Here is a 21,072-nt window from a genome sequence, read left to right on the forward strand (position 1 = left end):
GTATGGAAAAACTGAAAAGTGAATTGCGGTCGAGCCTGCTTGCTGCCTCTGATGTGTCGATCACCGACGAACGGGTTTGGAAACTGCCGGTTGTGCTGTACGATGTGAGTTTTGACCGCGTAAAGCGTTTAAAAATGGATATCTTGATGAAGATGCTGCTGTTTGCGTTTCAGGAATCGGAGATCCGCCGAGCCGCAACGCTCGCGGATATGCTCATGGTAGAGGAGCTGTTTGTCCGTGACTTGATGGAGAAGATGCAGCGGGCGGGGTTGATTGAACTCCAAAAAAGCGGTTATGGGCTGACAGCGAAAGGCTTTGATTACCTGGAAAAAGGCATTTTCGATGAAGAGATGGAAGGCGAAGCGACCGTGATTTCCTTCAGCGCTGTGCACGATGAATATTTGCTTCCGTCGGACCACATGCATCCGGAAGCGGAAGAAAGAATGCCGCGTTACCGCTACGACGGAGTACGGGGCACCCTGAAAAAAGACCGCATGCAAAAGCTGTTGGCGAAGGAAATGGTATATCCGGCAGAAGACAATTTCCAGATCATCGCCACGGACATCACTGCCTGCATCGAGCAGAAGACGGTGTTCGTTCCGTGCCTGGAATTCCAGTTGTACGACCAGAAGCAGGACATTTTTTATGCCCGCGTCTGGAATACGTTCAAAGGCAGCTGGGACGAAACGCTTGCCAAGCAAATCGAAGAACGCGAAGTCGTGAAGTGGCGCAAAGCGATGGAAGAACGGGAAGCGGCATTCAATTAAGCTGCCACTTCAAAACAAAGTACATGGTTTTATAAGAAAGGGGACATAGAATGAACCCATATTGTAAAGGCATCATTCAGCAAATGGATCTGGCGGTTGAATCTGTCGTTCAATTGATGAATACCTTAAGTGAGGAAGATTTGCTGGTCAAACCGAATGCGGAGAAATGGTCGATTGGAGAATTGTTGGCGCGTATGTCCGTTATAGGCAAGGCTGATTTCCTGATCGGTTTGGGAGCGTCAGAGGAAGAATTGGACCAGTATTACGAGGAAGCAGCGCCACAAATGAATTTGGAGTCCATTGGTTCTACTTTGACTGAAAACTACGCTTTTCTAAAAAAAGCATAGCGGAAATGGAAGAAAAAGATTTGCTTCAAGTCACCACTTCCTTTTTTGGTGCTACCCATTCCAGATACGAGTGGCTTCTGGATACGCAGGCACATTTTTTCCATCATCGCGGCCAGCTGCACGCCATTCTGGTCCATGTGCTCAAGCGGGAACCAAACGTTCAGTTATTCGAATGAGGCCATGGGTTTATAGAGTCGAAAAGAGCTTCCAGGGAGATGTACATCCTCCTGGAAGCTCTTTTTTTTAGACTCTCAATGAACCACGAAATCCTCTGGCCGCATAATAGGAATCTGCGCCGTTGTGGTACAGGAAGACTTGCCCGTAGCGGGAGTCGCAGAACAAGGCCCCACCGCGGTCGCGTATTTCAGGAGGTGTCTGAACCCAGCTTGATGTTTTCAGATCGAAGTCACCGAGTTTCTGGAAGTTCCGGTATTGTTCTTCTGTCAGCAACTCAATGCCCATGTCCGCTGCCATGCCGACTGCGCTGTTTTCAGGTTTGTTTTTCTTTCGGGATTCGAGCGCTTCCGGGTCAAAGCAAACGCTTCTCCGTCCGGTCGGGCTTTCTTTGGAACAATCATAGAACACATATTCATCGTTCGTTTCGTCATACTCGACGACATCCGGCTCGCCGCCTGTCCGTTCCATTTCATGGAGCGACCACAGTTTGTCCGGAGTTGCCTCCAGTTTCTTCTGGATTTTAGGCCAGTCCAAAAATTCGTGGCGGTCGATGTGTTTTTCGAAACGTTCTTTCAGGGTATTGAGCAATTCTTCGCGCTGTTCCGATGCCAGGGTTTTATTCGTACGATCGGTCTTTGTCACTCTAATTCCTCCTCCTTCTTCTTCATGCTTTTAGTATATAAGAAAAGCCGCTTGCTTTGGCTGGAAATCCGGAAATTCATCTGTTAAGCAACCACTTTTATATAGAAGAAACTGAAATTTCCCCCTTTCTACTGTAAAAAGGATTGTCTGCCTCCGCTGCAGAATACTATAGGCAATCAGCAAATGAAATATCGCGGATGAAGGTGTGGATTCTAGGTGCCGTATAAAACTGTTCAAACGAAGAAAGGGGAAATACGATGAAGATTTTAATTCTCGGAGGCACCCGGTTTTTAGGGCGTTTCTTGGCTGAAACGGCTCTTCAGAGAGGGCATGAAGTTACCTTGTTCAACCGGGGAAAGTCAGATCCGGAACTGTTCCCGGAAGCAGAGAAATTGATCGGAGACCGGGACGGCCAATTAGAGGCGCTAAAAGGGCGGACGTGGGACGCGGTAATTGATACAAGCGGTTATTTGCCATGGCAGGTCAAAGATTCGGCGGAATTGCTTCGTGATGCAGCGGACCATTATACCTTCATCTCCAGCGCTTCTGTCTATGCCGAACTCGAAGAACCTGGAATTGATGAAAACCACGCCGTCGGGAAGCTGGAACCGGAAAAAGTGGAAGAACTGAAGGGGATGGACGCGGCACAAGCGATTGGCGCCCATTACGGAGAGCTGAAGGTGTTATGCGAACAGGAGGCGGAGCTTGCGTTTCAGGGTCGAAGTCTGATTGTCCGTCCAGGGCTTATTGTCGGTCCCTACGATTTCACGGACCGCTTTAATTATTGGGTTAACCGCATGAAAAAAGGCGGGGAAGTGCTCGCGCCTGGGCGAAGAGACAAGGAAGTGCAGTTTATTGATGTCCGCGATTTGGCGAAGTGGATTGTGAAACTGGTGGAAGAGCAAAAAACCGGAACGTTTAACGCGACAGGGCCGAAAGAGAAGCTGACGATGGAACAGTTTTTGGAAGGCTGCAAGTCGGCGGCCGGAAGCGATGCCGAGCTGGTCTGGGTGGATGAACACTTTTTGTTGGGGCACGGCGTAGCGGGCTGGTCGGATATGCCGCTGTGGATTCCGGATGAGGAAAACATGGCGGGGTTTCTCGCAGTCGACATCCGGAAAGCGCTGCAGGCGGGACTGGCATTCCGTCCGCTAAGCGAAACGGTCCGTGACACACTTGCCTGGGAAGCGACGCGCACCGTTGCGGAACGGAAAGCAGGGCTCGATCCGGAAAAAGAAAAAGCGGTGCTGGAAGATTGGAAAGAGCGGGCGCTTTAAACTGCCTTGAATGATGCTCAAACAAAGCGGACACTCCGAAAAGAATTTCTATGGGATGTTTTTCCTGTGGAAGCTTTTTTCGTTTATATGAATAAATTAAGAAAACTGGAAACTATTTAGGCGGCTTGTGCGTCCTATGAAGTTAAGAAAGCTTTTATCACCTATGAAGGATGTCGCGCATTTGTCATGGATAAGAGTTTTAAATGAGAAGAAGCGGGTAAGCCCTTCTACGCATTTTGAAGAAATTAGGGACTTTAAACTATCATTCTTGTAGTTTGTTTAGTAAAATAGAATTTGTCATTCTTTGTAAGAATCTCTCACTTGAGGTATCTGGCTTCAAGTTTTTTTAATGCCCTGTCCGAAAGATTCCTGTGAAGACCAATAATGAGAAGGTGTATTATGGAAAATATGAAATTAACCAATAAAAAAATAACTAACAAGTTTGTGCCTCTTTTTCTGCTGGCAGTAGTCATGATGTGGATGAAGACCTACTTGACCCAAAAAACTCAATTTAAACTGGATGTCGACGGCGTATTGCAGGAATTCCTGCTGTTCATCAACCCGCTCGGGTCCGCGCTGCTATTATTAAGCTTGTCGCTGCTCTTTAAAGGGAAACGGAAATACATATCGCTTCTATTCATTTACATTGTCATGTCCATATTCTTATATGCGAATGCGGTGTATTACCGATTCTTTAGCGATTTCCTGACCTTGCCGACTTTGTTCCAAACGCAGAACTTTGGCGATTTGGGCGGCAGCATCGTTACCCTAATCCAGCCAACAGACCTTTTGTTCTTTGTGGATGTGGCGCTGCTGATTTATCTTGTCTTTTCAAAGCGTGTTCCAAAAGAAACGAAAAACTTCAAAACGAAAGCCGTCATTCCAGCCATTACAATGGCATTGGCAATCTCGTTCTTGAATTTAGGCTTAGCGGAAAGCGACCGTCCGGAATTATTGACGCGCGGTTTTGACCGCAACTACATCGTAAAATATTTGGGAATGTACAATTATGCCCTTTATGACACGGTGGAAACATTGAAATCTTCTTCCCAGCGCGTACTCGCTGATAGCGATGACGGCACAGAAGTGGTCAACTACACGAAATCCAATTATGCGAGCCCGAACGAAGCGTATTTCGGTGCAGCTGAAGGGATGAACGTCGTTTACTTGCATCTGGAATCGTTCCAGACCTTCCTGATGGATTATGAATTGAATGGGGAAGAAGTGACGCCGTTCTTGAACTCATTGATCGGCGAAGAAAACACGATGTATTTCGATAACTTCTTCCACCAAACAGCACAAGGCAAGACTTCGGATGCTGAGTTCATGCTTGAAAACTCGTTGTTCGGTCTGCCGAAAGGTTCAGCGTTTATCACGAAAGGCCAGAACACTTACCAGGCAGCGCCTGCTTTGTTGAAAGACAAAGGCTATACGTCGGCTGTCTTCCACGGCAATAACGGCACGTTCTGGAACCGTTCTGAAATCTACAAATCATTCGGCTATGACCATTTCTTTGATATCGAGTCGTATACGAATTTGACCGACCAAGACATGGCTGAGTACGGCGTGATGGATAAGCCGTTCTTCGAACAGTCGGCGCCTCTTTTAGAGTCATTGCCGGAACCGTTCTATTCGAAATTTATCACAGTCGCCCACCATTTCCCTTATAAAATCGATCCTGCATTGACAACGATCGAAAAAGCGGCAACGGGGGATACGAGTGTTGATAACTACTTCCAGACGGCTCGCTACGCAGACGAAGCGATCGAGCAGTTCTTCACACAGCTGGAAGAATCCGGTTTAGCGGACAACACGATGGTTGTCATGTACGGCGACCATTACGGAATTTCCGACAACCACAATGCGGCCATGAGCCAATTGCTTGGAAAAGAAATCACACCGGTTGAAAACACCAAGCTGCAGCGGGTTCCGTTGTTCATCCATGTACCAGGTATGGAAGGCGGCATCAACCATACGTACGGCGGCCAAATTGACCTTCTGCCAACGGTGATGCACCTGCTTGGCATTAGTACACAAAACAATGTCCAGTTCGGTACGGACCTATTGTCATCCGAACACGAAGAACTGGTAACATTCCGCAATGGCGACTTTGCGAGTCCGGAAATTTACTCAGTCGGTGAACAGTTCTACAACCCGGAAACGGGCTTGCCGATTGAAGATGAAAAACAACTGGAAATTGCAGAGAACCTGCAGGAACACGGCACGTATGAATTGCAGTTGTCCGACCGCGTGGTCAACGGCGACTTGTTGAGATTCTACACGCCGCCTGGCTTCGAACCAATCGATCCAGCGGACTACAACTACCAGGTAGACCCGCCGGTTGTTGAAGGCGAATAAACGAAATAGAGGTGTCCCGAAAACCGGATTTGACGGTTTGCTGGGACACCTCTTTTTTGATGTAGAGAAAGGAAACTGGACTTTTTCAAGTGCAGCTTCCTCAGGCTGTTGAGAAACAAGTGAAGCCTTTATTCATTTCACTCCAAGTGGACGCTTTCCGCGGGCTCGCGCCGGAAGGCTATCCAGAGGTGCCGTTTTTCCTCTTTGGAATATCTATTTAGGCTACAACCCGATTCACGTTCACAATCGAATCAAAGAGAGACGCAGCCAACCGGTCCGGCCACGGAGACTCCTGTGGGACAGCGAAAGCTGAAGACCCCGCAGACGCAAAGCGGCGAGGAGGCTGAAGCTGAGCCCACGGAAAGCGAAGTGGCCGGTCCGGTTGGTTTTATGCATTTCGATTCATTTCATGTACACTTTGTCTACAGTCTAAGAAGGCTGCACTTTTTCAAATGCAGCCTTTTTTTATCACTTATTTAGTTTGATTACAATTTCGCAATTTCCGGGTCGGCGACTTTTACAAGCTGCTTGCCGAGGTTGCTGCCTTCGAACAAACCGAAGAATGCTTCCGGTGTTTTCTCGAAACCTTCGATGATGGTTTCCTCATATTTCAGTTTGCCTTCTTGCAGCCATTTGGCAAGATCCACAGCACCGGTTTTAAAGTCGTGCGCGTAATCACCAAGAGTGAAGCCTTTCATCATCGAGCTGGTTGTGATGAATTTCCACTGGATGCGCGGGCCGATGTCTTCGCCCGGTGTGTTGTAAGAAGAGATGGTGCCGCACAACACGACGCGTGCTTTGTTGTTGAGTTCCCAAATGACGGCATCAGAGACCGGTCCTCCGACATTGTCGAAGTAAACGTCTACGCCGTCCGGCAAAGCTTTCTGCAAGTCTTCTTTGAAGCTGTCTTTTTTATAGTTGACGGCTGCATCGAAGCCAAGTTCGTTGATCAAGTACTCCACTTTCTCATCAGATCCAGCGATGCCGACTGCCCGTGCACCTTTCAGTTTAGCAATCTGCCCGACAACAGAACCGACTGCTCCAGCTGCGCCAGAAACCACAACAGTTTCACCTTTTTGCGGCTGGCCGATATCCAACAGTCCGAAGTAAGCGGTCAAGCCGGTCAAACCTAGGATACCAAGGCGAGTGGTGATCGGTGCTAAAGATGGATCCACTTTTTGGACCGCGCTGGCTTTTGCGATATTGTACTCAGCCCAAGCAAGTGTGCCAGTCACGATATCACCTTTTTGGAAGCGGTCGGACTTCGAGTCGATGACTTCAGCCAAAATGCCTCCTGTAATGGCTTCGTTCAGTTGATAAGGAGCGATGTACGATTTTACGTCTTTCATGCGGCCGCGCATATATGGGTCAACGGACAGATAAAGTGTTTTTAATAACAGTTCATCGGTTTCAAGGGGAGAGACTTCTTTGTCGACAAATGCAAAATCTTCATTTGTTGGCGTTCCTTCCGGTCGGTTGATTAAATGGATTTCTTTGTACGTGTTTGGTGTCATGAAAAATTCCTCCTTTAATGCTATTCGAAAAAAAGCGTAACATTGTGAGTGGAGCGAATCAAAAGTTTTAGCCTGGCAAGCTGATATTGTTGCAGTTGCCCAATTGGTATGGTATTGGAAGAAATTTCATATAAAAAGCAAAATCCGAACTGCCGTCTGGCGGTTTGGATTTTGCCTTTCATCACTACGTTTTCTAGATTTTATTGTTCCATCAGTTCCGGATAAACGGTTTCTGCAACCAATTGTACGGCTTCGCCAATACGCGGCCCGGGGCGTGAAGTAATGTCTGAATCCACGAAATACACATCGCCGTCTTCAATGGCTTCGACGGTAGACCAGCTTTCACGGGCTTTGATGTCGCCGATGGCATCTTCCACATAAGAAACGGTTGTCAGAATCACTTCCGGGTCGCGTGTGATGACTTCTTCCTCGGAAATGTTCGGCCAGCCTTCCAGATCCTCGAAGACGTTTTCCACTTGAGCGTGGTTCAGGATTTCTTGCTGGAACGTCGATTTTCCGGTTGTGTAAATTTCAGGAGAAGGGCTGATTTCCATATACACGTCTTTTTTCTCTTCCACTGTCGCTAACTTATCCTGCACATCCTGGATCTGGGTTTGAATATCTTTGATTAATTTTTCGCCTTTTTCTTCAGCAGCAAGAACCGAAGCGATTTGTTCGATGTCTCCGTATACTTCATCAAATGAAGTAGCAGACTGGATGACAAACACGGGAATATCGGCATCTTCCAACTGGGCAAGTTCAGGTGCCACTTCGCCCGTAGAATAAGCAAGAACGACATCAGGCTTCATTTCCAAAATGCGTTCGGCATTGAAAGCGACCGAGTCGCTGACGCGTTCGACTTTCTTCGCTTCTTCCGGGTAGTTATCGTATTCGGTTGCGCCGAACAGTTTGTCGCCTTCGCCAAGGGCATAGACGATTTCGGTGTTGCTTGGAATGAGGGAAACGATGGTTTCCGGCGCTTGTTCAAATGTGAGTTCCTGGCCGCGGTCGTCTTTGACTGTATAGGCCTCACTTGCTTTTTCTTCAGCCGGTGCTTTGTCGGCTTCTGTCTTGTCTGCTGTTTCTTGGGATTGGCAGGCGCCAAGCAGGGAAGCGAAAAGAATGGTCAGGAATAAAAGTATGGATTTGGTTTTCACGATGTTGTCTCCTTTTTCTTTGAAGGTTTGGTTGGATAGGATTTGCTGATGAACGGAATTTCCGCTATGCCGTGCTGTTTGTTGACGTATACGGCCATCGCGAACAATAAGTTGGCAAGCAGGCCGCAATAGTCCATCAGATGCTCCGGTACGTCGCGCTCTAAGCTCACCTTGTGCAGGGCGCGCACAGACTTTTTCGCTTCGCTGCGGCATACGTGCAGGACGGTGGCGGCGTGTGTTCCTTGCGGCAGGACGAAATGGCTGATTTCTTCTTTCACTTCAGCGACGTATTTATCGTACATTTCGCTCAAAAACGCTAGGTCTTCTTCCGACACCGCCAGTTTTCCGCGGACGGAACCATTCAAATGGTACGCCATCGGCTGCAGGTATCGCAGGTCCTTATAGACCATGGGTACGTCTTCGGTTAAGGCAATGGCTTCGCCGATCCGGGTCGTCAGTGAATCGGTCCGGATTTCAAAATCCACGGTTGGAGCACTTTCCCGCATGAACGGATAACAGACATAACGGATATCTTTTTTCACAATTTCACCTCCAAGATTTGGGTTGTGTAAATATCAGCAGACGTATCGCTTTCAGCAGAATACAAAAAAGCCACCCTAATGAAAGGGTGGCACAAAGACTATTATCAGACCGCAAAATGCTGCCAATAGAAAAAGTTGCCGTAAATCCCCTTATCTTCCGAAGAGCAAAAATACGTTCAGAAAAAGGTAGGTCTCCTGGCTTGTGCATCATTTTACTCCAAAGGCCTTCCCAATCGACATTCATCGATCAGTGGCATTCCTTGTTTCATACGCACTTACAGTTGCGGAAACAGCTCCGGATTTTCACCGGATTCCCTGTTACGCTGACGAATCAGCACCTTTTCCCTGCATGACTATTTACTTAGCTTTAGTGTAGCATACTGTTTCTTGGAGGGGGATGGGCAATTTGTTTTTCTGACGAGTATTTTACATAGCTTTTTGGAAGAAATCGCCGGCTTTATTTACAGAAATTACAGATTTTAATGCTGCTACGGGTGTGTGACATGAGATAATCAACACATATTTAAAAATTGTACTATCCACCGAAGTACCGAAGGGGGTACACTATTGTATAGAGAAAAAACTGCTTGATTGAACAAACAGGAGGAACACAATGAGGTATTTTACAAAAGAATGGTACGACGAGATGCAGGTGTCAGGTTATCTGGCTTACCATGAATCGTTAGAGGAATGGGAAGAAGAGCTTGTTTCCTATAGAGAAGAAGGCATTGATTACGAAGAAAACTACCGACGAAATTTGGAAGACATGCGAGAGGACTTATTGAAATTCCTGCCGGAGTCTTTCCATCCTTATATATATGACGGCACCATTAGCCATGGCTTTCCGCCGCAGGAGTTGCGTGAAATGGCGAAGCAATGGGAACAGGAGCACGAAGCGCGGCTTGAAACAATCAACGAAGATTACAGCAAGCATTACCAATCGATTAAAGATCAATTGCCGGTAGGCGCCATCCAGTTGATGGAGCAAAGCCTTCACGATGCCACAGTGATTTCGGTTGATAAAGAAGCTGAAGAAACTTTGATCATCAAGCTCGATTGCAGCAAGGGGTTCCATTACTTTACGGACATCCAGTTGACTTTCACCGGCGTCACCAAAGCGGAGATTCCGGAAAACTTTGCCGGCGCGTGGTGGCTGTATAACGAGATTTATTTGAACGAAGACCGTTTTGAACTTCATGTGCTGTTCGACAGTCCCATGGTTGAAGTGGAAATTATCGCACAAGGTGTGAAAATCGAAGTAATCGGATAGTAGTCAGTACGGACTTTTGGAGAAAGAAGATGGGTGCATGAAAGCATTTGTTTTGTATGCGGCGGCTATTTTGGGCGGCTTTCTGCTGTATCGGGTATCCGAACTTTGGTACGGGGCAGAATGGATTTTTGGTTTATTGACAGTCGGCTGGTTCGGCTTGTTTTTGTTTGTTTGGAAGCAGTTGAAGCCGGGCGGTGCAGGAGTAATTTTAGTCACCGCTTTTACATTGATGGACATCAGCTCCATCTTTTTTCTGCAAAATCTGCCAACCGCCATCTGCAATTTGTTGATCGGGTTGTTGCTTGTTCCGTTCTTCCGGCGTTATCCGGATGTGGTGTTAAGCTCAGTGGGCCTGGTGCTGCTTGGCATCCTGATCTGCATTGACACAGGAAGCATCGCTACCATGTGGATGTTGTTCATCGCCGCCGGTGCACTTGCGCTGATCGGCTTCCGCCTGCGTTTTCGTTGGGCGAAGCGCTGTTATACCGTTCTTTTTGCAATCACAGTGCCCGTATTGCTCATAAATTACTCTTTAGAAAATGCGTATTTGGTTGTTGTCATGGTGCTGGCGGGCATCGCTGCAGTTGCTGCAGGTTCTTACAAGTTTTCAAAGCAGCCACTCCTTTAATATAAAATCAAACAAGCCGGACTTTCCTGTGAGGGAAGTTCCGGCTTGTTTTTTACTTGATCAGGAAAAAGCTTTTTTCAGTTCCTGGGCTCCTTCAGCGACGGCAGCCCGCGCTTCCGGAACAAAGCTTGAGAAGTTCGCAAAGCCGTGAATGAGGTCTTCGTAGTTTTTGTAATACACTTCCACGCCGTGGTCTTGCAGCTTTTCGGCATAAGCTGCTCCAATGTCCCGGAGCGGATCGTATTGGGCGGTAAGGATGGTAGCCGGCGGCATGCCTTCCAGCTCATCGGACAAGATCGGCGACAAGTACGGATGGTGCCGGTCGTCCGGGCTACTCAAATAATGCATTTGGAACCAGCCCATCATATCACTCGTCAGCAAATAGCCTTTGCCGTTTTCGTCCATCGACGGAGTGCCGGCTGCCGAACCCGTTGACGGATACAGCAGGAGCTGATGGACCAGACGCGGACCGCTGCGTTCTTTGGCAATCAAACACGTGACAGTTGCCAAATTTCCGCCTGCGCTGTCTCCGCCGACGGCAATCCGATCCGGATCGATTTCAAGTTCAGCTGCATGGGCGACAATCCACTCGAGCGATTCATAGGCATCTTCCACCGCCGCCGGAAATTTATGTTCAGGAGCCAGGCGGTATTCAACGGACACAACGACACACGATGCCAAATTGGCGAGTTCACGGCAAATAGCGTCGTGGCTTTCGATGCTGCCAAGCACCCAGCCGCCTCCGTGATAAAAGACAAGTGCCGGAAAAGGGGCGTTGCCTGTCGGAGTATAAATGCGAATCGGAATATCGCGCCCCGTTAGCGAGATTGTCCGGTCTTCCACTTTTTCGACCGGCTCTTTCTGCATGGCCATTAATGCAGAGTTTTCTGAGCTGCGCATGACCTCCGGGGTAATCTTTTCAAACGATACAGGCATGGTATTCATTTGTTCTAAAAAGAATTTGATTTTCGGATTTATCGGCATGTCTATTCCTCCCGTTTCCTTTGTGGTATAGCCCTAAAAAGATTCGCTGTTTATCCAGAATATTCCTGCATCCGAAATGAAAAAGATTCACATTTTTTCTGTGAGAAAGGGTGTAGTAAAGAGAAAAAGTAATCGGAATATTAACTGCCGAATTGTGAAGATATTAGCAAATGGGATTAGCATCCGCGCCGGCGGGTAAACAATAATTAATTCATTTTAAACAGGAGGCGAATTACATTGGCTAGAAAAGGTACAGCAGGGCGCATGCCCGAAAAACAACTAGGCGCTACCGAATCCGGAATCGATAAAATGGTCAATAAAACAAAACAAGCTTTTGACAAAGACAATGACGCAACTGACTACGAAGAAGTCAAAGGCGAAGACGAAATGGAAGCTGCTAAAGAGTATTCAAAGAAAGCTGCTGATAATCCACCTGAAAGAGAAACGGATGGAAACGTTTAATATGGGTTGATGCGAAAGAGTCCGGTGAACGCACCGGGCTTTTTCTTTTTTTGCTTCTATATTCACTTAAGACCAGATTACATGAATGATTCTTTATCGCTGTTTCAACGGCTTTCTATCAGAGTTTTTTCTTCCCTTATCGACGTTTCAGCGATTCCTATCGATGTTTTGAACGTTTCTATCGATGTTATCATGCTTTCTATCGAAGTTTCGCAATTCCCACCTCAACTGAGTTTCTTCTATATAAAACACTAACCACACCCTTGTCCAACCACCTGCGACAAAGTTAACTTTCCTTCTCATTGAATGCGCTTCCATTTGTCCTCTATGATAAGAATAAGAAGAAAACAGAAACTGCGCTTAGCAGAAAGGATGGAAAACATGAATCAATCAGCAATGAAAGTTTCCGTACAGAAATTTGGCAACTTCTTAAGTTCGATGGTGCTGCCGAACATCGGCGCGTTTATCGCTTGGGGATTAATTACGGCATTGTTCATCCCAACCGGCTTTTTCCCGAACGAAGAACTCGGCAAAATGGTCGGGCCGATGGTTACATACATGCTGCCGCTCTTGATCGGATATACAGGAGGCCGGCTGATTTATGATCAGCGGGGCGGCGTCGTCGGGACGATCGCCACGATGGGGGTCATTATCGGAGCACCGGATACACCAATGTTCTTAGGGGCCATGATCATGGGGCCGCTCGGAGCGTTCGTCATCAAGAAATTTGATGGATTGATCGAAGGCAAAATCCGCACCGGTTTTGAAATGCTGGTCAATAACTTCTCTGCTGGAATCATCGGCGGCGTCTTGGCCATCCTGGCATTCCTGGGAGTCGGGCCGGCTGTAAAAGCGTTCACGGAAGTCTTAGTATCAGGTGTTGACTGGCTACTGGAAGCAGGCTTATTGCCGCTGACGAGTATTTTAATTGAACCGGCGAAAATCCTGTTCTTGAATAATGCCATCAACCACGGCGTGCTATCGCCGATTGGCTTGGAACAAGTCCAGCAAGCCGGAAAATCCATTCTGTTCTTACTTGAAGCAAACCCTGGGCCGGGTCTTGGTGTTCTGCTTGCGTTCATGCTGTTCGGCAAAGGCATGGCAAAACAATCCGCACCGGGTGCGGCTATCATCCATTTCTTCGGCGGGATCCACGAAATTTATTTCCCGTATGTTTTAATGAAGCCGATGTTGCTGCTGTCTGTTATTGCGGGCGGTATGAGTGGTGTATTCACCCTTGTTTTGATGGGCGGGGGCTTGGTTGCTCCGGCATCACCGGGAAGCATCCTGGCAATTGCGGCAGTTACGCCGCCTGAAGGCATGGCGTATGTAGCCAACTTTGCAGCGGTGCTTGTAGCGACAACGGTGTCCTTCCTAATTTCTGCTGTGATTTTGAAATCCAGCAAGCAGACAGATGAAGACATCAACGAAGCGACAAAGAAAATGGAACAAATGAAAGGCAAGAAAAGTTCTGTTGCCGGAAACTTAACGGGTACGACTGCAACTACGGCAGGCGTATTGCCAAGCAATGTCGATAAAATTGTCTTTGCCTGCGACGCCGGAATGGGCTCTAGCGCCATGGGTGCATCGCTTCTGCGCAAGAAAGTGAAAGAAGCAGGGCTTGATATCAAAGTAACGAACACGGCCATCAGCACGATTCCTGCCGATTCCGAAATCGTCATTACGCAAGAAGAATTAACGCCGCGTGCACAAAGCAAAGTGCCGAATGCTTACCATATTTCAGTGGATAATTTCTTATCCAGTCCGGAATACGACCGCTTGATCGACAGCCTGAAAAACGGCGAGACCGGCGAACAAGCGGAACTGGTGGAAGAAAGTGAAGCGCCGGTAGCCGATCAAACCGAGCCGGCTGCAAACGACCAGCTTCTACTCGAAGAGAATATTTTCATCGGGCAGGATTTCCGCAGCAAAGAAGAAGCGATCCGCTTTGCCGGAGAAGCGCTTGTCAATGCCGGCTACGTGGAAGAATCCTATGTCGATGAAATGATGAAGCGCGAAGAAATCACGACGACCTACATGGGCAACAACGTGGCCATTCCGCACGGCACCGAAGAAGCGAAAAAATCGGTCATCAAATCAGGCTTTACTGTTGTTCAAGTTCCAAATGGAGTAGACTTTAATGGAGAAAGTGCAAAACTGATTTTCGGCATCGCTGGCAAAGACGGCACACATTTGGACATCCTGTCCGGCATCGCAGTAATCTGCGCGGAGCAGGACAATGTGGACCAGCTGGCAGAAGCGAAATCCGCTAAAGAAATACTCGAAATCATCAACAGCAACTAAACAATCGGAACTTAAAGGTAGGGGAATTCCTGCCTTTTTGTTCTATTTTGCATTTCTCGCTCTTGAAAAAGGAAAACTTACAAGTGAAATGAGTGAGTGGGATGTTTATCACGTTTAGGGAAAAATCCATCATCGAATTGATTGTCCGAACTTCCGGAAAGCATACCGTGCATTCCTTATCGACCTATTTGAATGTCAGTGCCCGAACGATCCAGCGGGATTTGAAGTCTGTTGAAAAGCTGCTGCAGCAATTCGACTTGGCCGTAAAGCGCACGGCGAGCGAAGGCTTGTTTATTGACGGCAATAACGAACAGATTTACCGGCTCGTGCAAAGCTTGATCAGCGTCAACCCGACCGATGAAACACCGGAAGAGCGCAAACTGAGTCTGCTGATTACGCTGCTGCACGAAGGCCCTTCTTTTAAAATGCAGGTGCTCGCAGGTCAACTGGGCATCAGCACCGCAACTTTGACGTCCTATTTGGATGACTTGACCGACTGGCTGCATAAATTCTCGGTTCGGCTGACCCGAAGAAAAGGCGTCGGCGTGGAAATAGAAGGCGAAGAAGGCCATAAACGGCATGCGCTGGCCAGCTACTTCCTTGTGTACTTTTACGAGGAACTGATTGAAAGTTTGTATTTCCTCCAACAAGGGAAAAACCTGGAAGAGAAAATACTCGGTTATTTTTCACCGCAGTACTTGGCGCTTGTGGATCAATTGGTGAACCATAAGATCAACAAAGAGCAAACCCGATTGGCAGACAGTGATTATATCGGGCTCGTTGTCCACATCTGTTTGACGCTTCAGCGGACCCACCAGCATTATTTATTGGGGCATGCTGCAGCGAGCGAATTCGGCACGGAGCAGCAAGTGATCGCAGCGGTTGGCGCTGAATTGAACGACAAACTGGGCATCGGGTTGACTGCGGAGGACATTCAGTTTCTCGCGGTGATTTTAAAAGGCTCCAAAGTACAGGCGGCGGACATGGTGTATTACGACAGCGTGCTGCTCGGCAAGCTGATCCAAAACCTGATCGGCGATGTATCGGCTCAGCTCCATGTTGACCTGACCGACGACTTTTCGCTTTACCAGGGCTTGCTCGCGCATATGGGACCGTCCATTTTCCGTCTGAAGCAAAACCTGGAATCGTTCAATCCGTTGACGGAAGAAATCAAGCGCAAATACCCGGTGTTGTTCATGGCCGTCAAACAAGGACTGGAAAATGAATTCAAGGATCTTGCATTTCCGGCAAATGAAATCGCCTATATCGTGCTGCATTTCGGTTCGGCATTATTAATGAATGAAGAAAAAGTACAGATTGATGCGGTAGTCGTTTGCCCGACCGGCATCGGCACATCGAAAATGCTTGCGAGCCGCATCCAGAAAGAATTGGCTGAAATCAATTCGGTGGAGATCCTGTCCATCAATGATTTCCAATCAGCCCATTTCCAGGACTACGATTTGGTGATTTCCACGATTCGCTTGCCGGTCACCGACGTCGATTACATCATGGTGAGCCCGCTGCTCAGCGACAAGGACATCGCTTCCATCGAAAGCTATCTGCAGCAAAACATCGAGAAAATCACCCGCAAAAAACAATATTTAGGTGAGGCCAATCCCGAAGAACCGTTGCTTAAGAAAAACCGGCCAAACGTCCAAAATCTCCTGCGGGAAATAAAAGATGTCCAGACAAGCATGGAAGCCATACTGGCGAACTTTAAAGTGTTCCGTGAACAAGGAGCGGCCGGGCATAATCAGGTGTTGATGGATGTGCTCATGCAAGCTAAAAAGGACGGGCTGATAGGGGATGCTGAAGCGGCGATGCGTGAACTCACAGCCCGTGAAGCAAAAGGCGGGCTTGGCATTCCCGACACCACGATGGCCCTGTTCCATTGCCGCGATGAAACGGTGAAAGAGCTGTTGTTCCAAGTGGTGCATCTAGATACGCCGTGTACCGTGAAGGGGATGGACGGCGAACCGGTAGCGATGCGCAATCTGTTGCTTATGCTTGCTCCGCTGGATATGGCCGCCAGGGAACAGGAAATCCTTAGCCTCATCAGTTCGACGCTGATCGAAAGCGATGCCGCGATGATGATTTTTTCTTCCTCGAACGAGAATATGATCCGCAACAAACTGGAAGATGTGTTTTTTGAGTACCTACAAAATAACTTGATAAAGGAATGATGACGTTGAAACAAGCCGTTCATTTTGGAGCAGGAAATATTGGCAGAGGATTTATCGGGGCATTGTTTTCCAAATCCGATTACCGCGTGATATTTGTGGATGTGGCTGACCAGATCATCGATAAATTAAACGAAGAGAAAACCTACCAAGTCAACTTGGCACAAGCCGAGCCGGAAAGCATCACGATTGAACATGTATCAGGCGTCAACAATATGAAAAACGAAGCAGGGGTTATCGAGGCGATTGGGCAAGCGACGTATTTGACGACCGCGATCGGCCCGAACATCTTGCCGCGGATTGCGCCGTTAATTGCAAAAGCCATTACGGAACGCCTGCAGACGACCGACGAAAAGCTGTATGTCATCGCCTGTGAAAACCAGATTGGTGCAACGGATATTTTGAAGAAACATATCTTCGACAACCTGGAGGAAGAAACGAAAAACAAGCTGGACGGCAAAGTCTTTTTCTTCAACTCGGTAGTCGACCGGATTGTGCCAATCCAGGACAGCAGTTCCCTTGATGTGCTGGTCGAGCCATACTACGAATGGGTCGTGGAGACGAGTGAAACGATTCCGCCGGTTGAAGGCATGACGATTGTCGAAGACCTTGCTCCGTTTATCGAGCGCAAGCTTTTCACCGTGAATACAGGGCACGCCGTGATTGCCTACCTTGGCTATTTGGCCGGCAAACAGACGATTGACCAGACCTTGGCCGATAGCAAGATCGAAGACCAAGTGCGGGAAACCTTGAAGGAAACCGGCGCTTACCTGGTAAAAGAATACGGCCTCGATGAAGACGAGCATTTGGCGTATATCAATAAAAACATCGAGCGCTTCAAGAACTCTTATTTGAACGACGGCGTCACACGGGTAGGGCGGGCACCAATCCGCAAGCTCGGCCCGGATGACCGCTTAGTGCGCCCAGCAACACAAGCACAAAAAGCCGGCTTGCCATACACCTATCTCGCTAAAGCAATTGCCGCGGCACTGGCGTTCGACAACCCGGAAGACGAAGATGCAGTGAAAATCCAAGCGATGATCCAGGAGAACGGACCGGCGTCTGTGCTTAACGAAATCAGCGGCTTGGACGCGGACAGCGACATTACTCAAGAAGTGGTTCGGCAGTATGAAGCGTTGAAAGCTTAAATGAATTGGAAAACCTCTCAAGATGATTCTTGAGAGGTTTTTTCAGCTTATATGTTCAATGACTTTAAGATGGTTTTTTTATTTTATGTAATGCAAGCTTGTATATTAATTGAGATTTTATTTCTGCGGTGATGCAGGTTTTCTTCTTTTCAACGATTTATACCAAGGCTCACCGATGAAGAATAATGGAAACAGCAGAAGCCCCCAAAGCGCATTCTCTTTCAATTGTCCAAATGCCGCTATGAGAAAAACTGCAAGAATTCCTAGAAAAAATAAAATAAGATTCTTGTTCATTGCGTTCACTCCTTTCATTTATCTTAACAATAACTGGTAAACACGGCATCCTCTTTCGGCGTTTTTTTCCTTCCCCCTTCATTTGAAAGCCTGAAATTTGAGTTCCATGAATAACTCCCTGTTTTCACTTCCTTCCCGCATCCGAGCTCCCTGTATTCGCCTCTTATCAGCGCTTATCCAATTTCATACCTTTGTTATTTTGTTCCTTATCGGTGTTTTTTCCATTTCTATCGATGTTTCAGCAATTTCTATCGATGTTTCTACGTTTCCTATCTGTGTTTTCTAATCTGCCGCATGCCCCGTACTACCCGGAGTTTCCCCATGATTACGCCATGCCAATTAAGGGTAATCTCTTCCTTAAGAGGAACTGCAAAGCAGTCCGACAAAACCACACCAAAAGGAGAATGATGATGGAAATTTTAAAACGGTTTAGAGACATTATGGCGAGCAATATGAACGCGTTATTGGATCAGGCAGAGGATCCGGAGAAGATGATCGACCAGTATTTGAGAGACCTCAACAGCGACCTTGGAAAAGTGAAGTCGGAAACGGCAGCGATCATGGCGGCCGAAAAGCGGGAACGCCGCGAATTGGCAGAGCTGCAAAAGGAAATTGAAGACATGCAGCGCTATGCAGTGAAGGCGCTTGAAGCACAAAATGAAGACGATGCGCGGAAATTCCTTCAGCGCAAAGCGGAACTGACGGAACGGGAAAAAACGATGCAGACAGCTGTCGAAATGGCAGCGACAAATACGGCACAAATGCGCCAGATGCATGACAAATTGCAGTCGGATATTTCGGAACTGGAATCGCGCCGCACAGAACTCAAAGGGAAAGCATCTATGGCAAAAGCGCAGAACCGCATGAACGAGATGACGTCTTCGATGAACAGCACGGGCGAACGGATTTCTGCGTTCGATAAAATGGAGCAGCGGATCAACCAGGAACTGGACCAGGCCATGTCGATGCAGGAACTTAATAAAGGGTCAGGCACGGACATCAAAGATTTGGCGGCAAAATACGAAACGGATAAGAAAGTGGACGACGAACTGGAATCATTGAAAGCTGGAATCAATGTGGATGATGAGCTGGAAGCGTTGAAATCCCAGATGAACAAAGGCGAATAATGGCTGCCGTGAGAAACGATGTTTCCCGCAGAAAGAGGGGAGGAAGCCGGATTGGTTGTTCAATATAAATGTCCGAACTGCGGATCTGACATGGCGTTCGATGCAGAATCAGGAACGCTTTCCTGCCCGAATTGCGGGCGGCAAGACCGCATTGAAACGTTTCCGGAAGAGAACATCGAACAGACAGTTTCACCGGAGGAAGCTGAAGCAAAAGAATATCATTGTGAAAACTGCGGTGCGGTGATTGTGACCGCGGCCGAGACGACAGCGACGCATTGCAGTTTCTGCGATGCACCAGTCGTGCTGTCGGAGCGGCTGACGGGAGAATTTGCCCCGGCAAAAGTCATCCCGTTCAAGATCAGCAAGGAAGAAGCGGTGGCCGCTTTCCGGAAATGGACAAGAAACGGCCGGCTGACGCCGCGTGGCTTTATGAACGGCGACCGCATTAAGAAAATGACGGGCATGTATGTGCCGTTTTGGCTGTATGATATTGACGGCAAGGCTGAAGTGGCAGCCATCGGCACACGCGTGCATCAATACCAGCGGGGCGACACCATTTATACGGAGACGGATTTTTATGACGTCTACCGCGGCATCGACCTCAGTTATTTGAAAGTGCCGGCTGATGCATCGGAAAAAATGGACGATGAGTTGATGGATAAGCTCGAGCCGTACGATTACCAGGAGCTGAAGGATTTCAGGATGCCGTATCTCGCCGGCTACCTGGCAGAAAAATACGATTACGACGACGATGCCCTGTTTTCGCGGGTCGAATCCAAAATTGTTCCGTATATCGATTCCTACATCAGCGGCACCATTTCAGGCTACTCCACTGTCAGCTATACAAACAAGCAGATTCAGGCGAATAAACAAAAGGCTTACTATACGTTATTCCCTGTGTGGATGGTTTATTATGATTTTGAAAACAAGGAACACACCTTTGCGATGAATGGCCAGACCGGGAAAGTGGTCGGCAAACCGCCGATCAGCGGAGGCAAGGTCTTCGCCTGGTTCGCCGGCATTGCCGCCGGCACGTTCGCGGTGTTGAAAGGCATTGCGTATGTGATAGGAGGTGTTCTTTGGTGAGCAGACGAATGAGCAAAGCACTGTCCATGTTTTTCGTGGTGCTTTTTATCTCCCTGTGGAGTGGAGCGGCCGTATTTGCAGAGACCGATCAGCATGTATACGATAATGCCGGATTGCTGAGTGAAGGAGAAATCCAGGAACTCGAAGCCCTTGCGGCGGAACACAGCCAAAAACACGACGCAGACTTTTTGTTCTTAACAACACCCACAACGGATGGACAGCCTATTACTACATATATGGGCGATTTTTTTGATACATGGAAAGTGGAAAATAACCAGGAAAATGCGGTGCTGCTGACGATTGACATCGGCAGCCGGGAAGTATATCTTGCCGGTTTCGGCACTGCCGAAACTTCGCTCGACAACCAGCGGGTCAATATGGTGCTCGACCGGATCATGCCGTATATGAGCGCCGGGGAATACGGCGGGGCGTTCCATGAAACAGTCACCACATCGAGCCGGTACATGGAATACCGGCCAGGCGTCAATCCGGAAAACATTTTTCTGCAGACCTGGTTCCAGGCAGCGGTTGCTTTGCTTCTTGGCGGTGTAGTGGTCGGTTCGATGATTTTCAATGCAGGCGGCCGGGTGACAACAACATCCCGAACCTATGTGGACAGCCAAAACACCCAGGTCAGGAGCCGGCGCGACCAATTTCGCAACAAAACCGTGTCAAGGCGCAGAGTGCCTAAAAGCAATGGCGGAGGCGGAGGCGGATTTGGCGGCGGTGGCATGACCGGCGGCGGAAGTTCGTACAGCGGAGGCGGACGCAACTTCTAAAAGCGAATCGAATAAAGGAAGGAATGAAC

General features: G+C 48.1%; 20 protein-coding genes and 1 riboswitch. Of the genes, 14 read left to right on the forward strand and 6 right to left on the reverse strand.

Annotation, left to right across the window (positions count from 1 at the left end):
* The first annotated feature begins 2 nt into the window (after positions 1–2).
* Genes HU147_RS10495 through HU147_RS10505 form a run of 3 tightly spaced genes read left to right on the forward strand, consistent with a single transcriptional unit; the run spans position 3 to position 1,290 of the window.
* On the forward strand, positions 3–767 hold the full coding sequence (locus HU147_RS10495; protein WP_224076175.1) for a hypothetical protein: 765 nt from the start codon (positions 3–5) through the stop codon (positions 765–767).
* 50 nt (positions 768–817) lie between these two features.
* Complete coding sequence (locus HU147_RS10500) at positions 818–1,114, forward strand: DinB family protein (protein WP_224076176.1); 297 nt, start codon at positions 818–820, stop codon at positions 1,112–1,114.
* Positions 1,115–1,119: 5 nt separating this feature from the next.
* Positions 1,120–1,290 (forward strand): hypothetical protein, encoded by a 171-nt coding sequence (locus HU147_RS10505; RefSeq protein ID WP_224076177.1) that lies wholly within the window; start codon positions 1,120–1,122, stop codon positions 1,288–1,290.
* Positions 1,291–1,357: 67 nt separating this feature from the next.
* Here HU147_RS10505 and HU147_RS10510 read toward each other — a convergent pair whose 3' ends face one another.
* Positions 1,358–1,933, reverse strand: coding sequence for a DUF4256 domain-containing protein (locus tag HU147_RS10510; RefSeq protein ID WP_224076178.1), 576 nt, complete (start codon positions 1,931–1,933; stop codon positions 1,358–1,360).
* 257 nt (positions 1,934–2,190) lie between these two features.
* On the opposite strand from HU147_RS10510, the gene HU147_RS10515 reads away from it, so the two are divergent.
* Positions 2,191–3,210: an SDR family oxidoreductase gene (locus tag HU147_RS10515; RefSeq protein WP_224076179.1), complete on the forward strand. Its 1,020-nt coding sequence runs from the start codon at positions 2,191–2,193 to the stop codon at positions 3,208–3,210.
* 399 nt (positions 3,211–3,609) lie between these two features.
* Positions 3,610–5,568, forward strand: a complete 1,959-nt coding sequence (locus HU147_RS10520) for an LTA synthase family protein (RefSeq protein ID WP_224076180.1) — start codon at positions 3,610–3,612, stop codon at positions 5,566–5,568.
* 485 nt (positions 5,569–6,053) lie between these two features.
* Here HU147_RS10520 and HU147_RS10525 read toward each other — a convergent pair whose 3' ends face one another.
* The 3 genes from HU147_RS10525 to HU147_RS10535 form a co-directional block, all read right to left on the reverse strand.
* Complete coding sequence (locus HU147_RS10525; protein ID WP_224076181.1) at positions 6,054–7,082, reverse strand: NADP-dependent oxidoreductase; 1,029 nt, start codon at positions 7,080–7,082, stop codon at positions 6,054–6,056.
* 200 nt (positions 7,083–7,282) lie between these two features.
* Positions 7,283–8,242: an ABC transporter substrate-binding protein gene (locus tag HU147_RS10530; RefSeq protein WP_440137298.1), complete on the reverse strand. Its 960-nt coding sequence runs from the start codon at positions 8,240–8,242 to the stop codon at positions 7,283–7,285.
* Complete coding sequence (locus HU147_RS10535; protein ID WP_224076183.1) at positions 8,236–8,781, reverse strand: hypothetical protein; 546 nt, start codon at positions 8,779–8,781, stop codon at positions 8,236–8,238. Before HU147_RS10535 ends, HU147_RS10530 begins: the two co-directional genes overlap by 7 nt.
* Positions 8,782–8,949: 168 nt before the next feature.
* Positions 8,950–9,138: riboswitch (cobalamin riboswitch) on the reverse strand.
* Between the two features lie 256 nt (positions 9,139–9,394).
* On the opposite strand from HU147_RS10535, the gene HU147_RS10540 reads away from it, so the two are divergent.
* Together HU147_RS10540 and HU147_RS10545 are read left to right on the forward strand one after the other, a co-directional pair.
* A complete protein-coding gene (locus HU147_RS10540) occupies positions 9,395–10,051 on the forward strand; it encodes a DUF4085 family protein (protein WP_224076184.1) in 657 nt (218 codons plus the stop codon).
* Between the two features lie 37 nt (positions 10,052–10,088).
* Positions 10,089–10,679 carry a hypothetical protein gene (locus tag HU147_RS10545; RefSeq protein ID WP_224076185.1) on the forward strand — a complete coding sequence of 197 codons (591 nt, stop codon included), beginning with the start codon at positions 10,089–10,091 and terminating at the stop codon, positions 10,677–10,679.
* 60 nt (positions 10,680–10,739) lie between these two features.
* Here HU147_RS10545 and HU147_RS10550 read toward each other — a convergent pair whose 3' ends face one another.
* Positions 10,740–11,663: an alpha/beta hydrolase gene (locus HU147_RS10550; RefSeq protein WP_224076186.1), complete on the reverse strand. Its 924-nt coding sequence runs from the start codon at positions 11,661–11,663 to the stop codon at positions 10,740–10,742.
* Between the two features lie 237 nt (positions 11,664–11,900).
* Between HU147_RS10550 and HU147_RS10555 the strand changes: the two genes are divergently transcribed.
* The 4 genes from HU147_RS10555 (at position 11,901) to HU147_RS10570 (ending at position 17,757) form a co-directional block, all read left to right on the forward strand.
* Positions 11,901–12,125 carry a hypothetical protein gene (locus HU147_RS10555; RefSeq protein WP_224076187.1) on the forward strand — a complete coding sequence of 75 codons (225 nt, stop codon included), beginning with the start codon at positions 11,901–11,903 and terminating at the stop codon, positions 12,123–12,125.
* A gap of 381 nt (positions 12,126–12,506) precedes the next feature.
* Entirely contained in the window at positions 12,507–14,429 is a 1,923-nt protein-coding gene (locus HU147_RS10560) for a PTS mannitol transporter subunit IICBA (RefSeq protein WP_224076188.1), read from the forward strand.
* A 101-nt stretch (positions 14,430–14,530) separates the two neighbouring features.
* Complete coding sequence (locus HU147_RS10565; protein ID WP_224076247.1) at positions 14,531–16,612, forward strand: BglG family transcription antiterminator; 2,082 nt, start codon at positions 14,531–14,533, stop codon at positions 16,610–16,612.
* Positions 16,609–17,757 (forward strand): mannitol-1-phosphate 5-dehydrogenase, encoded by a 1,149-nt coding sequence (locus HU147_RS10570; protein ID WP_224076189.1) that lies wholly within the window; start codon positions 16,609–16,611, stop codon positions 17,755–17,757. Before HU147_RS10565 ends, HU147_RS10570 begins: the two co-directional genes overlap by 4 nt.
* Positions 17,758–17,874: 117 nt before the next feature.
* On the opposite strand, the gene HU147_RS10575 is transcribed toward HU147_RS10570, so the two are convergent.
* Complete coding sequence (locus HU147_RS10575) at positions 17,875–18,051, reverse strand: hypothetical protein (protein WP_224076190.1); 177 nt, start codon at positions 18,049–18,051, stop codon at positions 17,875–17,877.
* 410 nt (positions 18,052–18,461) lie between these two features.
* Between HU147_RS10575 and HU147_RS10580 the strand changes: the two genes are divergently transcribed.
* Genes HU147_RS10580 through HU147_RS10590 form a run of 3 tightly spaced genes read left to right on the forward strand, consistent with a single transcriptional unit; the run spans position 18,462 to position 21,043 of the window.
* The gene (locus tag HU147_RS10580) at positions 18,462–19,178 is read left to right on the forward strand and encodes a PspA/IM30 family protein (protein ID WP_224076191.1); all 717 of its coding nucleotides are present in this window, start codon (positions 18,462–18,464) and stop codon (positions 19,176–19,178) included.
* A gap of 51 nt (positions 19,179–19,229) precedes the next feature.
* Positions 19,230–20,264: a TFIIB-type zinc ribbon-containing protein gene (locus HU147_RS10585; protein ID WP_224076192.1), complete on the forward strand. Its 1,035-nt coding sequence runs from the start codon at positions 19,230–19,232 to the stop codon at positions 20,262–20,264.
* Entirely contained in the window at positions 20,261–21,043 is a 783-nt protein-coding gene (locus HU147_RS10590) for a TPM domain-containing protein (RefSeq protein WP_224076193.1), read from the forward strand. Before HU147_RS10585 ends, HU147_RS10590 begins: the two co-directional genes overlap by 4 nt.
* The last annotated feature ends 29 nt before the right edge of the window (positions 21,044–21,072 follow it).

This window comes from Planococcus chinensis (assembly GCF_020071995.1).
In the GTDB taxonomy this organism is placed as follows: domain Bacteria; phylum Bacillota; class Bacilli; order Bacillales_A; family Planococcaceae; genus Planococcus; species Planococcus chinensis_A.

What these genes read in the sequence shown, in the direction of transcription:
- HU147_RS10515 (WP_224076179.1), top strand. Translation starts at nt 2,191, where the DNA reads ATGAAGATTTTAATTCTCGGAGGCACCCGGTTTTTAGGGCGTTTCTTG.
- HU147_RS10580 (WP_224076191.1), top strand. Translation starts at nt 18,462, where the DNA reads ATGGAAATTTTAAAACGGTTTAGAGACATTATGGCGAGCAATATGAAC.
- HU147_RS10550 (WP_224076186.1), bottom strand. Translation starts at nt 11,663, where the DNA reads ATGCCGATAAATCCGAAAATCAAATTCTTTTTAGAACAAATGAATACC.
- HU147_RS10570 (WP_224076189.1), top strand. Translation starts at nt 16,609, where the DNA reads ATGATGACGTTGAAACAAGCCGTTCATTTTGGAGCAGGAAATATTGGC.
- HU147_RS10520 (WP_224076180.1), top strand. Translation starts at nt 3,610, where the DNA reads ATGGAAAATATGAAATTAACCAATAAAAAAATAACTAACAAGTTTGTG.
- HU147_RS10540 (WP_224076184.1), top strand. Translation starts at nt 9,395, where the DNA reads ATGAGGTATTTTACAAAAGAATGGTACGACGAGATGCAGGTGTCAGGT.
- HU147_RS10505 (WP_224076177.1), top strand. Translation starts at nt 1,120, where the DNA reads ATGGAAGAAAAAGATTTGCTTCAAGTCACCACTTCCTTTTTTGGTGCT.
- HU147_RS10545 (WP_224076185.1), top strand. Translation starts at nt 10,089, where the DNA reads ATGAAAGCATTTGTTTTGTATGCGGCGGCTATTTTGGGCGGCTTTCTG.
- HU147_RS10575 (WP_224076190.1), bottom strand. Translation starts at nt 18,051, where the DNA reads ATGAACAAGAATCTTATTTTATTTTTTCTAGGAATTCTTGCAGTTTTT.
- HU147_RS10495 (WP_224076175.1), top strand. Translation starts at nt 3, where the DNA reads ATGGAAAAACTGAAAAGTGAATTGCGGTCGAGCCTGCTTGCTGCCTCT.
- HU147_RS10500 (WP_224076176.1), top strand. Translation starts at nt 818, where the DNA reads ATGAACCCATATTGTAAAGGCATCATTCAGCAAATGGATCTGGCGGTT.
- HU147_RS10565 (WP_224076247.1), top strand. Translation starts at nt 14,531, where the DNA reads ATGTTTATCACGTTTAGGGAAAAATCCATCATCGAATTGATTGTCCGA.
- HU147_RS10525 (WP_224076181.1), bottom strand. Translation starts at nt 7,082, where the DNA reads ATGACACCAAACACGTACAAAGAAATCCATTTAATCAACCGACCGGAA.
- HU147_RS10560 (WP_224076188.1), top strand. Translation starts at nt 12,507, where the DNA reads ATGAATCAATCAGCAATGAAAGTTTCCGTACAGAAATTTGGCAACTTC.